This window comes from Klenkia sesuvii (assembly GCF_037083825.1).
GTDB lineage: Bacteria > Actinomycetota > Actinomycetes > Mycobacteriales > Geodermatophilaceae > Klenkia > Klenkia sesuvii.
Genome location: NZ_JBAPLU010000014.1, coordinates 93,188 through 105,966 on the forward strand (window position 1 = coordinate 93,188; position 12,779 = coordinate 105,966).

General features: G+C 71.8%; 12 protein-coding genes. 11 read left to right on the forward strand and 1 reads right to left on the reverse strand.

The annotated features are described in order from the left end of the window. Nucleotides 1-163 precede the first annotated feature (163 nt). From iolC to TEK04_RS14305, 8 genes are all read left to right on the forward strand, one after another. Complete coding sequence (gene iolC / locus TEK04_RS14270) at nt 164-1,141, forward strand: 5-dehydro-2-deoxygluconokinase (RefSeq protein ID WP_336405013.1); 978 nt, start codon at nt 164-166, stop codon at nt 1,139-1,141. Then, entirely contained in the window at nt 1,134-2,048 is a 915-nt protein-coding gene (locus TEK04_RS14275; protein ID WP_336405014.1) for a class I fructose-bisphosphate aldolase, read from the forward strand. Before iolC ends, TEK04_RS14275 begins: the two co-directional genes overlap by 8 nt. Nucleotides 2,049-2,080: 32 nt before the next feature. Further along, nucleotides 2,081-2,995 carry a 5-deoxy-glucuronate isomerase gene (gene iolB, locus TEK04_RS14280; RefSeq protein WP_336405015.1) on the forward strand — a complete coding sequence of 305 codons (915 nt, stop codon included), beginning with the start codon at nt 2,081-2,083 and terminating at the stop codon, nt 2,993-2,995. After that, on the forward strand, nt 2,992-4,944 hold the full coding sequence (gene iolD / locus TEK04_RS14285; RefSeq protein ID WP_336405016.1) for a 3D-(3,5/4)-trihydroxycyclohexane-1,2-dione acylhydrolase (decyclizing): 1,953 nt from the start codon (nt 2,992-2,994) through the stop codon (nt 4,942-4,944). The genes iolB and iolD overlap by 4 nt, the downstream gene beginning before the upstream one ends. Nucleotides 4,945-4,964: 20 nt before the next feature. Continuing rightward, a complete protein-coding gene (locus tag TEK04_RS14290; protein ID WP_336405017.1) occupies nt 4,965-5,900 on the forward strand; it encodes a sugar phosphate isomerase/epimerase family protein in 936 nt (311 codons plus the stop codon). Between the two features lie 112 nt (nt 5,901-6,012). Next, the gene (locus TEK04_RS14295; RefSeq protein ID WP_336405018.1) at nt 6,013-6,885 is read left to right on the forward strand and encodes a sugar phosphate isomerase/epimerase family protein; all 873 of its coding nucleotides are present in this window, start codon (nt 6,013-6,015) and stop codon (nt 6,883-6,885) included. Between the two features lies 1 nt (nt 6,886). Further along, the gene (locus tag TEK04_RS14300) at nt 6,887-8,452 is read left to right on the forward strand and encodes a CoA-acylating methylmalonate-semialdehyde dehydrogenase (protein WP_336405019.1); all 1,566 of its coding nucleotides are present in this window, start codon (nt 6,887-6,889) and stop codon (nt 8,450-8,452) included. Nucleotides 8,453-8,555: 103 nt separating this feature from the next. Next, nucleotides 8,556-9,410: a mycofactocin-coupled SDR family oxidoreductase gene (locus tag TEK04_RS14305; RefSeq protein WP_336405020.1), complete on the forward strand. Its 855-nt coding sequence runs from the start codon at nt 8,556-8,558 to the stop codon at nt 9,408-9,410. A gap of 90 nt (nt 9,411-9,500) precedes the next feature. Here the strand turns inward: TEK04_RS14305 and TEK04_RS14310 are convergent, their stop codons facing one another. Continuing rightward, a complete protein-coding gene (locus TEK04_RS14310) occupies nt 9,501-10,286 on the reverse strand; it encodes a GntR family transcriptional regulator (RefSeq protein ID WP_336405021.1) in 786 nt (261 codons plus the stop codon). 294 nt (nt 10,287-10,580) lie between these two features. On the opposite strand from TEK04_RS14310, the gene TEK04_RS14315 reads away from it, so the two are divergent. The 3 genes from TEK04_RS14315 to TEK04_RS14325 form a co-directional block, all read left to right on the forward strand. Further along, nucleotides 10,581-11,987 carry a sugar porter family MFS transporter gene (locus TEK04_RS14315; protein WP_336405022.1) on the forward strand — a complete coding sequence of 469 codons (1,407 nt, stop codon included), beginning with the start codon at nt 10,581-10,583 and terminating at the stop codon, nt 11,985-11,987. Next, nucleotides 11,984-12,136, forward strand: coding sequence for a hypothetical protein (locus TEK04_RS14320; RefSeq protein WP_336405023.1), 153 nt, complete (start codon nt 11,984-11,986; stop codon nt 12,134-12,136). The genes TEK04_RS14315 and TEK04_RS14320 overlap by 4 nt, the downstream gene beginning before the upstream one ends. A gap of 231 nt (nt 12,137-12,367) precedes the next feature. Continuing rightward, nucleotides 12,368-12,779, forward strand: a 412-nt coding sequence (locus TEK04_RS14325; protein WP_336405024.1) for an alpha-hydroxy-acid oxidizing protein, incomplete at its 3' end; no start/stop codon positions are given.

Genomic DNA, 12,779 nt, shown 5'->3' on the forward strand with positions numbered 1-12,779 from the left:
TCAGCACTTTTCCTCGAACTACTGGTTCGGGCCCCCCGGCTGCCGGGACCCCCTCGCCTGCCCCGTTGACATCTTGTCCGGACATACTGTTGACAGCCCACCGGATGGCCTGCACAGTGTCGGTCGAACGTGGTCGTGGTCACAACCGTGAAGAGGTGGAGCTGTGCCGAGCCCGGAAGTCCTGGTCATGGGACGAAGTGGGGTGGACGTCTACCCCCAGCAGATCGGGGTGGGCCTCGAGGACGTCGAGACCTTCGGCAAGTACCTGGGCGGGAGCGCCGCGAACGTGGCGGTGGCCGCCGCCCGGCTCGGGCACTCCACCGCGCTGGTCAGCGGGGTGGGTGATGACCCGTTCGGGCGCTTCGTCCGCCGGGCCCTGGTCGACCTCGGCGTCGACGCCGGCCACGTCGTGACCCACCCGACGTTCCCGACGCCGGTCACCTTCTGCGAGATCTTCCCGCCGGACGACTTCCCGCTGTACTTCTACCGCAAGCCTGGCGCACCCGACCTGCAGGTGCAGGCATCGGACCTGGACCTGTCGGCCGCGGCCGGGGCCGAGCTCTTCTGGGCCACGGTCACCGGTCTGTCCGAAGAGCCCAGCCGCAGTGCCCACCACGCAGCATGGGCCGCCCGGGGCCGTCGCCGGCACACCGTCCTGGACCTGGACTACCGGCCGATGTTCTGGGAGTCGGTCGCAGCCGCCCGCGAACAGGTGCAGGCCGCCCTGGCCCAGGTCACCGTGGCCGTGGGGAACAGCGAGGAGTGCTCCGTGGCGGTCGGGGAGACCGACCCCGAGCGCGCCGCAGAGGCCCTGCTGGACGCCGGCGTCGAGTTGGCCGTGGTCAAGCAGGGGCCCCGCGGGGTGCTGGCCAGGACCCGCGACGAACGGGTGGTCGTCGAGCCCACCCCGGTGCACGTGGTCAACGGCCTGGGAGCCGGTGACGCGTTCGGTGGCTCGTTGATCGACGGGTTGCTGCGCGGGCTGCCCCTGGGCGACACCATCCGCAACGCCAACGCCGCCGGCGCGCTCGTCGCCTCACGGCTCGAGTGCTCGACCGCCATGCCCACCGCCGACCAGGTCGCCGACCTGGTCACCCGCTCCGGCGCACGACCCGACGAGGAGAGCACCGACCGTGTCTGAGACCGTCCACACCCTGCCGTCGGCGACCCCGACCTGCCGCACCCACGCCGAGATCACCGAGCTGCGGGCCCGCAGCCCCTGGGCGATCCGCGAGGCGCTGGCCCGCCGCTCCCGCCGCCCGTCGTTCCTGCCCGCCGACGGGCGGCTCATGCTGGTCGCCGCCGACCACCCGGCGCGGGGGGCGCTGGCCGCGCAGGGTCGCCCCACCGCGATGAACGACCGGCACGACATGCTCGATCGGCTGTGCACGGCGCTGGCGCGGCCGGGCGTCGACGGCCTGCTGGCCACCGCCGACATCGCCGAGGACCTCCTGCTGCTCGGCGCCCTGGAGGACAAGGTCGTCGTCGCCTCGATGAACCGCGGCGGCCTGGCCGGCGCCAGCTTCGAGCTCGATGACCGCATGACCGGGTACGACGTCCAGGGCGTCGTCGACTCCGGCTTCGACGCGGCGAAGATGCTCAACCGCATCGACGTCGACGACCCCGGCACCGTGGCGATGCTGGAGGCCGCCGGCCGCGCGGTGACCGATCTGTCCCGTGCCGGTGTGGTGGCGATGCTGGAGCCGTTCCTGTCCACCCGGCGCGACGGCCGGGTGGTCAACGACCTCAGCCCGGACGCGGTCATCAAGAGCGTGCACATCACCCAGGGCCTGGGGGCCAGCAGTGCCTACACCTGGATGAAGCTGCCCGTGGTCGACGAGATGGACCGGGTCATGCGCGCCACCACCCTGCCCACGCTGCTGCTCGGCGGTGACCCGAGCGGCCAGCCGCAGGAGACCTACCAGCGGTGGTCCGACGCGCTCGCGCTGCCCTCGGTGCGTGGCCTGGTCGTGGGGCGGACACTGCTGTACCCGCCGGACGACGACGTCGCCGCCGCCGTGGACACCGCGGTCTCGCTGGTCCACTGACCACCCCTCCCGAAGGCCCGTCGAGGATGACGATGAACCAGCCCCCGCCGCCCCACGGCTTCCCCGGCCGGCACCTGCCCGCCGGGAGCTCCGGGGCGGGCCCCTACGCCCTGTCCATCACCCCCGAGTCCGCCGGTTGGGCCCACTCCAGCCTGCGGGTCCTCGAGCTGTCACCCGGCGAGCAGCACACCCTGGACACCGGCGACGACGAGGTCCTCGTCGTCCCGCTGCAGGGCGGGTGCCGGGTCAGCTGCGAGGGCACCGAGCTCACGCTCACCGGCCGCCCCGGGGTCTTCGCCGGCCCGTCGGACTTCGCCTACCTCCCGCTGGGCGCCACCGCCGTGCTGACCTCCGCCTCCGGCGGGCGCTTCGCGCTGTGCGGCGCCCGGGCCCGCCGCCGGCTGCCCGTGCGCCACGGCCCGGCAGCCGACGTCCCGGTCGAGCTGCGCGGGGCGGGCAACTGCAGCCGGCAGGTGCACAACTTCGGCACCGCCGGGGTGTTCGAGGCCGACTCGATCATCGCCTGCGAGGTCATCACCCCGGGCGGCAACTGGTCGTCCTACCCCCCGCACAAGCACGACGAGACCAGCGAGCACGAGAGCGAGCTCGAGGAGATCTACTACTACGAGGTCGCACCGGGCCCGCAGGGGCAGCCGGGCCTGGCCTACCAGCGGGTCACCGGCACACCTGCACGACCGATCGAGGTGCTGGCCGAGGTGCGGTCCGGGGACGCCGTGCTGATCCCCCACGGCTGGCACGGGCCCTCCATCGCCGCGCCGGGCCACGACCTGTACTACCTCAACGTCATGGCCGGACCCGGCGCCGAGCGCGCGTGGCGCATCGTCGACCACCCCGACCACACCTGGATCCGCGACACCTGGGCCCAGCAGCCCGTGGACCCGCGGTTGCCCCTGCACGCGACCTCGAACGGAGAGCCCAGCTCGTGACCTCCTCCATCCCCCCGGCCGCCGAGGTGCGCACGGAGCGGCTCACCGTGGCCCAGGCGACCGTCCGCTTCCTGGCCGCCCAGTACACCGAGCGCGACGGGCGGCGCCAGCGCCTGTTCGCCGGCTGCTTCGGGATCTTCGGCCACGGCAACGTCGCCGGCCTCGGCCAGGCACTGCTGCAGGCCGAGGTGACCGACCTGGAGGCCGGTCGCCCGCGGTCCCTGCCGTACGTGCTCGGCCGCAACGAGCAGGCCGTCGTGCACACCTCGGTGGCCTATGCCCGCACCATGGACCGGCTGCAGACGTGGGCGGTGTCCACCAGCGTCGGCCCGGGTTCGACCAACATGGTCACCGGCGCCGCGCTGGCCACCATCAACCGGTTGCCGGTCCTGCTGCTGGCCGCCGACACGTTCGCCACCCGCAGCGCCGGTTCCCTGCTCCAGGAGCTCGAGCTGCCCGGCAGCGGTGACGTCACCGTCAACGACGCCTTCCGCCCGGTGTCGCGCTACTTCGACCGCATCTGGCGCCCCGAGCAGTTGGCCGGTGCCCTGCTGGGCGCCGTCCGGGTGCTCACCGACCCCGCCGAGACCGGGGCGGTCACCCTGTGCTTCCCGCAGGACGTGCAGGCCGAGGCGTACGACTTCCCGGTCGACCTGTTCGCCGAGCGCACCTGGCACATCGGGCGACCGGTGCCCGAGGCGGCCGCGCTGGCCCGGGCCGTGGAGGTCATCCGCAGCGCCCGGCGGCCGCTGGTGGTCGCCGGCGGCGGGGTCATCTACTCCGACGCGACGCAGCAGCTGGACGCCTTCGCCCGGGCGACCGGCATCCCGGTGGCCCAGACCCAGGCCGGGAAGGGCGCGCTGCCCTTCGACCACCCGCAGTCCACCGGCGCCATCGGCTCGACCGGCACCACGGCGTCCAACGCACTGGCCCGCGAGGCCGACGTCGTCATCGGCATCGGCACCCGGTACCAGGACTTCACCACCGCCTCCCGCACGGCCTTCAACGACCCGGATGTCCGGTTCGTCAACATCAACGTCGGCTCCGGCGACGCCGCCAAGCACTCCGGGGTCGTGGTGCAGGCCGACGCCCGCGAAGCCGTCACCGCGCTGCACCGGGCCCTGGGCGACTGGTCGGTCGACCCCGCCTACCGGCGGCGCACCGCCGACCTGGCGGCGGCCTGGGAGGCCACCGTCGAGGCCGCCTACCACCCCGCCGAGCCGCTGGGCGCCGGTGGTCTCCTGACCCAGAACGAGGTCATCGGCCTGGTCAACGAGGTGTCCGACCCCCGCGACGTCGTCGTCTGCGCCGCGGGGTCGATGCCCGGTGACCTGCACAAGATGTGGCGCACCCGCGACCGCAAGGGGTACCACGTCGAGTACGGATACTCCTGCATGGGCTACGAGATCCCCGGCGGCATCGGCATCAGCATGGCCGCACCCGATCGCGACGTGTTCATCATGATCGGCGACGGGTCCTACTTGATGATGCCCACCGAGCTGGTCACCGCCGTGCAGGAGGGCATCAAGGTGGTCGTCGTCCTGGTGCAGAACCACGGCTTCGCCTCCATCGGTGCCCTGTCCGAGCAGCTGGGCAGCCAGCGCTTCGGGACCAAGTACCGGTACCGCTCGGCATCCGGGCGCCTGGACGGCGACGTCCTGCCGGTGGACCTGGCCGCCAACGCGGCCAGCCTGGGCCTCGACGTCCTGCGGGCCACCGACGCCGCGAGCCTGGAGGCCGCACTCCGCCAGGCCAAGGCCAGCGACCGCGCCACCGTCGTCCACGTCGAGACCGACCCCCTCGTCGATGCCCCCAGCAGCGAGTCCTGGTGGGACGTCCCCGTCAGCGAGGTCAGCGAGCTGGAGAGCACCCAGCAGGCCCGCGTGGTCTACGACCGGTGGAAGTCCGTGCAGGCGGCCTACCTCCGGCCGTCGGACCCCCAGGCATGAACCCCCACGAGGAGAGAGACGTGAGCAGCTCGACCGCGAATCGGCCCCGCATCCGGGTCGGTTCGGCCCCCGACTCCTGGGGCGTGTGGTTCGCCGACGACCCGCAGCAGGTGCCCTGGCAGCGCTTCCTCGACGAGGTCAGCGCGGCCGGGTACGAGTGGATCGAGCTGGGCCCCTACGGGTACCTGCCCACCGATGCCGAGCTGCTCGGCGACGAGCTGGCCGCGCGCGACCTGAAGGTCTCGGCCGGCACGGTCTTCAGCGCCCTGCACCGCCCGGACTCCTGGGACGCGGTCTGGTCCCAGGTGCAGGACGTCGCCGCCCTGACCCGAGCCGCGGGCGGCACGCACCTGGTGGTCATCCCCGACGTGTGGCGCGACCACAAGACCGGCGCCGCGATCGAGTCCCGCGACCTCCCCGACGAGGGCTGGGCCCGGCTGACCTCCGGCACCGACCAGCTGGGTCGGGCCGTCCAGGAGGAGTTCGGCCTGAGCATCGCGTTCCACCCGCACGCCGACAGCCACGTCGGCCACCAGGCCGACATCGAGCGCTTCCTCGCCGAGACCGATGAGCGCTACGTCCCGCTCTGCCTGGACACCGGTCACGTGTCCTACTACGGCGGGGACAACCTGGACCTCATCCGCCGCTACCCGGACAGGATCGGCCACCTCCACCTCAAGCAGGTCGACCCGGCGGTGGTGGAGCGCGTGCACGCCGAGGACATCCCCTTCCCGCAGGCGGTCGCGTTGGGCGCGATGACCGAGCCGCCGCGCGGCGTGCCCGACCTGCCCTCGGTGCTGGCTGCGGTGGAGGACCTCGGCCTGGACGTCTTCGCGATCGTCGAGCACGACATGTACCCCTGTCCCCCCGACGTGCCCGGGCCCATCGCCCGCCGCACCCACCAGCACATCGCCGGTTGCGGCGTGCGTGCGGTGGAGATCGGGTCGCAGCGGTGACGGCCACCCCCAGCGCGATGCCCGCCCCGGGTGCACCGCGGCTCGCCGGGGCCCACCACGACCCCCGGGCCCTGGGCAGCCGGCCCCGCACCCAGGAGGAGATGGAGACACGATGAGGATCGCCCTGGACCCGCAGATGCTGCGGACGACCCCGCTGCTCGAGCTGCCCGACGTGGTGGCCGGCATGGGGTACGAGTGGATCGAGCTCTCCCCTCGGGAGGACTTCGTCCCGTTCTTCAAGCACCCCCGCGTCGACCGCGCCACCGTGCGGGCCTTCCGCCGCAAGCTGGCCGACGCCGGCGTCGGGGTGACCTCGGTGCTGCCGGTGCAACGGTGGTCGGGTCCGGACGAGGACCACCGCCAGGCCGCCGTCCGGTACTGGAAGCGGGCCATCGAGCTCACCGTCGAGCTGGGCGTGGACACGATGAACTCCGAGTTCAACGGCCGGCCCGAGGACCCCGAGACCGCCGAGGGCATGTTCTGGCGGTCGATGGAGGAGCTGTTGCCGGTCCTCGAGCGCGAAGGCGTCTCACTGGCCCTCGAGCCGCACCCGGACGACTTCATCGAGCTGGGTCGCCCGGCCCTGGACATGATCCGTGGCATCGACTCCCCCCTGGTGTCGTTCCTGTACTGCGCGCCGCACACCTTCCACCAGGGCGACGACGCGCCGGGGATCATCGCCGACGCCGGCCCGCTGCTGACCCACGTGCACCTCGCGGACTCGATGGACCACCGCGCGTCCGACGGTCTGCGCTACATCACCAACCCGCCCGGCAACAGCATCCGTGTGCACCAGCACATGGAGATCGGCCGCGGCGACGTCGACTTCGACCAGCTCTTCCACGCCCTGGCGGCCAACGGCTTCGACGGCGTGCTCACCACCTGCGTGTTCGGCTGGGACGACCAGGCCCGGGAGTCCGGCATCCGCATGCTCGAGGCGATCCGCGACCTGGTCGACCGGCACCCCACCCACCAGAAGGACTGACATGACCGATTCGCTGAGCACGTCTCCCGCCCCCGAGGGCACCACCCCCGACAGCAGCGCAGTGACCGCCGCGCCCAGCGGCCACATCGGCCACTGGATCTCCGGGGCCCGCACCAGCGGGACCGGGGCCACCACCGCGCCGGTCACCAACCCGGCGACCGGTCAGGTCACCGGCCAGGTCCAGCTCGCGTCGGTGGACGACGTCGACGCCGCCGTCGCCGCGGCCGCTGCCGCCTTCCCCGCCTGGCGCGACACCTCCCTGTCGCGCCGGTCCGCAGTGCTGTTCCGGTTCCGCGAGCTGCTCAACGAGCGCAAGCCCGAGCTCGCGGCCATGATCACCGCCGAGCACGGCAAGGTGCTCGACGACGCGCTGGGTGAGGTGTCCCGCGGCCAGGAGGTCGCCGAGTTCGCCTGCGGCATCCCGCACCTGCTCAAGGGAGGGTTCACCGAGAACGCCTCCACGAAGGTGGACGTGCACTCGGTCCGCCAGCCCCTGGGCCCGGTGGCGATCATCAGCCCGTTCAACTTCCCGGTGATGGTCCCGATGTGGTTCTTCCCCGTCGCCATCGCCTGCGGCAACACCGTGGTCCTCAAGCCCAGCGAGAAGGACCCCTCGGCCTCGATCTGGATGGCCGAGCTGTGGAAGGAGGCCGGGCTGCCCGACGGCGTGTTCAACGTCGTCCAGGGCGACAAGGTCGCCGTCGACCGGCTGCTGACCCACCCCGACATCGCCAGCGTGTCCTTCGTCGGGTCGACCCCCATCGCCCGCTACGTCTACGAGACCGGGACCAAGGCCGGCAAGCGCGTGCAGGCCCTGGGCGGGGCCAAGAACCACATGCTCGTGCTCCCCGACGCCGACCTCGACCTGGCCGCCGACGCCGCGGTCAACGCCGGTTTCGGCTCGGCCGGTGAGCGCTGCATGGCCATCTCTGCGCTGGTCGCCGTCGGTGGCGTCGGCGACGACCTGGTCGCCAAGATCGTCGAGCGCACGGCCACGCTGCGCACCGGGGACGGCACCCGCGGGGCGGACATGGGCCCCCTGGTCACCCAGGTGCACCGGGACAAGGTGGCCTCCTACGTCGACGCCGGCGAACAGGCCGGAGCCGCCGTGGTCGTCGACGGCCGGGACGTCACCCCCGACGGCGGCGCCGACGGCTTCTGGCTCGGCCCCACCCTGCTCGACCACGTCACCCCCGAGATGAGCGTCTACACCGACGAGATCTTCGGCCCGGTGCTGTCGGTGCTGCGCGTGGACACCTACGAGCAGGCCCTCGAGCTGGTCAACAGCAACCCCTACGGCAACGGCACGGCCATCTTCACCAACGACGGCGGCGCGGCCCGCCGGTTCCAGAACGAGGTGGAGGTCGGGATGATCGGCATCAACGTGCCCATCCCCGTGCCCATGGCCTACTACTCCTTCGGTGGCTGGAAGAACTCGCTGTTCGGCGACTCCCACGCCCACGGCACCGAGGGCGTGCACTTCTTCACCCGCGGCAAGGTCGTCACCACCCGTTGGCTGGACCCCAGCCACGGTGGCCTCAACCTCGGCTTCCCCACCAACGCCTGACGCCACGTCCGGGGGCGGCGCCGTCGCGGCGCCCCCCCGGGCCACGGACCCCACCTCCGCCACCCCTTCCCCGCACGTCCTCGTCCACCCAGGAGCACCCCGCATGTCCGAGCCCGTCTTCAACCCCGAACGCTTCGCCGGCAAGGTCGCGTTCATCAGCGGCGCCGCGCGCGGCCAGGGCCGGCAGTTCGCCGTCGACCTGGCCAAGGAGGGCGCCGACATCATCGGGTTCGACATCTGCCAGGACATCCCCGGCGCCAGCGTCCCCATGGCCACCCGGGCCGAGCTCGAGGAGACCCAGGCCCTCGTCGAGGCCTGCGACCGCCGGATGGTGATCGGTGAGGCCGACGCGCGCGACTACGCCGCGGTCGAGGCCGTGCTGGCCGAGGGCATTGCCCAGTTCGGCCGGCTCGACGTCGTCGTCGCCAACGCCGGCATCTGCGCGGGCGCGGCGCCGTTCTGGGAGATCAGCCTCGAGGACTGGAAGTCCACCGTCGACGTCGACCTGACCGGCGTGTGGCACACCGTCCGGGCGGCCACCCCCCACATCCTCGACGGCGGCCGCGGTGGCGCGATCGTCATGGTGGCCTCCGCGGGGGCCACGAAGGGCTTCCAGAACATCACCCACTACGTGGCGGCCAAGACCGCTCTGGTCGGGATGCTCAAGCCGATGGCCGCGGAGCTGGGGCCGCACTCGGTACGCATCAACGCCCTGTCGCCCACGAACGTCAACACGGCCATCTACATGTCGGAGACCAACAAGAAGCTCTTCCTGCCCAACAACCCGGCCCCCACCGACGAGGAGTACGAGATGGCCTCGCGCCCGCAGCACGTGCTGCCGGTCGGGTGGATGGAGACCCGGGACACGTCCTCGGCGCTGCGCTGGCTGGTCTCCGACGACGCGCGCTACGTGACCGGGCTGGAGCTGCGGGTCGATGCGGGCGTCGTGCTGAAGTGACCGCCCGGCGCGGGGTCGGCGGGCACTGAACCCGCGGGTCGGAATTTCTGGCCCGCTCTGCCGCTCAGCCGGGCGGCAGAGCGGGCTGGGTCAGGTGGCCAGCAGGCTCATCTCGAAGCTGTACCGGGTGGCGACGTAGACGTGCTGCCCGAACTCCACGGCCAGGCCGTGGTCGTCGTAGGCGATGCGCTCCATCGTGAGCAGAGCTGCCCCCTTCTCCAGGTCGAGCAGAACCGCGTCGTCGCGGGTGCAGGTCTGCGCCCCGATGGTCTGGTTCGCCGAGTGCAGCACGATGCCCGCGGTGCGGAACATCTGGTAGAGCCCGTGGTTCTGGAAGTCCTCCGCCGTGACCTGCAGCCGACTGGCCGGCACGTGGTTGGTCAACCGGGCGATGGGCTGCCCTCCTGCGCAACGCAACCGGACCACCGAGATCACCTCGTCCCGGGCGTCGAGCTGCAGAGCCTTCTGCACCGCCGCGTCGGGTGCGCCGGTGGAGAACGACAGCACCGTGGTGGTGGGGTGCTGCCCGGTGCGGTCCAGGTCGTCGTAGAGGCTCGTGAGCTCGAGGGAGCGGCGCACCTTGGGCTGCACGACGCGGGTGCCCTTGCCTCGCTGGCGCACGACCAGGCCCTTGTCGACGAGGTACTGCATGGCCTGACGCATGGTGGGGCGGGACAGGCCGAGGTCGGCTGCCAGCTGCACCTCGGTGTCCAGCTGCGCCCCCGGGGTGATGACACCGTCCTCGATGGCTCGCTCGAACCGCTGGGCCACCTGGTAGTACAGCGGTACCGGACTCGTGCGGTCGATGTCGTGCAGGGTGATCAACCTGGCGGGCGCCACGGCATCGCCTGGCACGTCCTGCAGATCCACGGTCACCAGATCATCGTGTCATGATTGCGTTCAATTGTCAGGACTGCCGAACTTGAATCGGCGATGCTCGTATGTCAGCACCTTGGCATGACGCGCTCGTGGCGCCGACGAGCAACCCGGCAGGTACGCACCCTGCGCGCTGCCCCAGCTCAGCGGATCCAGCCGCTGCCGGAGCCTGCTGGCCGCTCTGACCGTGCTCAGGTTCTTCTCGCTAAAGTCATGCTTATGTCTTGACATATGGTCATGGTCTGCGCAGAGTGACAGGCGCCACTGCACTGCTCCCTCGACGCGGAGGACTACATGCCCGCCACCCAGGCCCACGGCTCCCGCACCGGCCTCGGCAGGATCACCGCCATCGCCACCCTTGGCGGGCTGCTGTTCGGTTACGACACCGGCGTCATCTCCGGCGCCCTGCTCTACATGCGCGACGACCTGGACCTCACCAGCCTGTCCGAGGCCACCGTGGTCAGCTCCCTGTTGTTCGGGGCCATCTTCGGCGCCCTCCTCGGCGGTCGGTTGGCCGACCAGCTCGGCCGCCGTGGCAGCCTGCTCGTCTGCGCCGTGCTGTTCCTCGTCGGCGCGGTCGGCACCGGTCTGGCGCCCAACGTGGAGGTCATGGTCGCAGCCCGGATCGTCCTCGGCCTGGCCGTCGGAGCCGCCGCCGCGACCGTCCCGCTCTACCTGGCCGAGATGTCCCCGGCGGCACGACGGGGCCGCATCGTCACCATCAACGAGCTGATGATCGTCAGTGGGCAGATGCTGGCCTTCACCATCAACGCCGTCCTGGACGCCGTCATCGACGACACCCACGTGTGGCGCATCATGCTGCTGGTCGCCGCCGTCCCGGCCATCGGCCTGCTCATCGGCATGCTCCTGCTGCCGGACTCCCCCCGCTGGTACGCACTGCGCGGACGCGACAGCGAGGCGCGCGCCGTCCTCGAGCGGACCCGCCCCAGCGACGAAGCCGCAGCCGAGTACACGAGCATCGTCGAGCTCGCCGCCCAGGAACGTGCCAGGGCCCGCGGCGCCGCGCTGCAGCAGCTGCGCGACAACCCGTGGATGCGGAGGCTGCTCTGGATCGGCTGCGGTCTCGCGGTCGCCCAGCAGGCCACCGGCATCAACACCGTCATCTACTACGCCCCCACGATCCTGGAGAGCACCGGCCTGGCGGCGAGTGCCTCCCTCGTCGCGACCGTCGCCGTCGGCGTCATCTCCGTGACGATGACCGTGCTGGGCATCTGGCTGCTCGGGTTCGTCCGCCGCCGCACGCTGCTGCTCACCGGCTTCACCGGCGTGGCAGCCTCGCAGGCCGTCCTGGCCCTGGTCTTCCTGCTGCCCCAGTCCACCACTGCCAGCTACACCGTGCTCGCGGCCATGGTCCTGTTCGTCGCCTTCGTGCAGTGCTTCATCGGCATCGGCGTGTGGCTCCTGCTGAGCGAGATCTTCCCCATCGCCATCCGCGGCTTCGCGATGGGCATCTCCGTCGCCGTCCTCTGGGCCACGAACACCCTCATCTCCTTCGCTTTCCCGTTGCTCAACGCAGGCGTCGGCGCCACCTGGACCTTCGGCCTCTTCGTGGTCGTCAACCTGGTCAGCATCGCCTTCGTCCGCCGCTTCGTCCCCGAGACCAAGGGCCGCACCCTGGAGTCCCTGGAGCAGCAGTTCCAGACCGGGGAGCACGCGGTCGTCTCCAGCTCGAGCCGATGACCGCGCGTCCGCCCGCCGATGACGCAGCGGGCACGACGGCGTTCCACGAACCGCCCGACCGAGGTCGCGACCTGGCGACCGTGCCGGCCCGGGCCACCACGTCGCCCGCCCTGCCGGACGCCTTCCCGGGGTGGGCGTCGACGAACTGACCCCACCCCTCGGTGGCCGCTGTCTCGAGCAGGCCGTGCTGTCGTGCCGCCCGCTCCACGAGCTGGCAGGTTCTCGCGAACGTGCCCCGCGCAGTCCTCGACCGCAGGTGCTGGGACGTCCCACGCGGCCCACCCACCCTGCCTGACACCCCCCACCCCCATCCGGCGGCTGACCACGTCCGGACAACGCCGACCGTGGGCAACGCCGCGCGCTGCCCCTGAAGGAGCACCATGAGCAACCCCTGGTTCGAGACCGTCGCCGAGGCGCAGCGCAGGGCCAAGCGCCGGCTGCCGAAGTCGGTGTACGGCGCGCTGATCGCCGGGTCCGAGCGCGGGGTCACCGTCGAGGACAACACCCGCGCCTACGCCGAGCTGGGGTTCGCCCCGCACGTGGCCGGGCTGCAGGGCGAGCGTGACCTGTCCACCACGGTGATGGGCCAGCCGCTGTCGATGCCGGTGATGATCTCCCCGACCGGGGTGCAGGCCGTGCACCCCGACGGCGAGGTCGCCGTCGCCCGGGCCGCCGCCGCCCGCGGCATCGCGATGGGGCTGTCCTCCTTCGCCTCCAAGGCGGTGGAGGAGGTCGCGGCGGCCAGCCCGCAGACGTTCTTCCAGATGTACTGGGTGGGTTCGCGCGACGTGC

Coding starts and splice junctions, on each gene's coding strand:
- iolB (WP_336405015.1), top strand. CDS start 2,081: ATGAACCAGCCCCCGCCGCCCCACGGCTTCCCCGGCCGGCACCTGCCC.
- TEK04_RS14295 (WP_336405018.1), top strand. CDS start 6,013: ATGAGGATCGCCCTGGACCCGCAGATGCTGCGGACGACCCCGCTGCTC.
- TEK04_RS14300 (WP_336405019.1), top strand. CDS start 6,887: ATGACCGATTCGCTGAGCACGTCTCCCGCCCCCGAGGGCACCACCCCC.
- TEK04_RS14305 (WP_336405020.1), top strand. CDS start 8,556: ATGTCCGAGCCCGTCTTCAACCCCGAACGCTTCGCCGGCAAGGTCGCG.
- TEK04_RS14315 (WP_336405022.1), top strand. CDS start 10,581: ATGCCCGCCACCCAGGCCCACGGCTCCCGCACCGGCCTCGGCAGGATC.
- TEK04_RS14320 (WP_336405023.1), top strand. CDS start 11,984: ATGACCGCGCGTCCGCCCGCCGATGACGCAGCGGGCACGACGGCGTTC.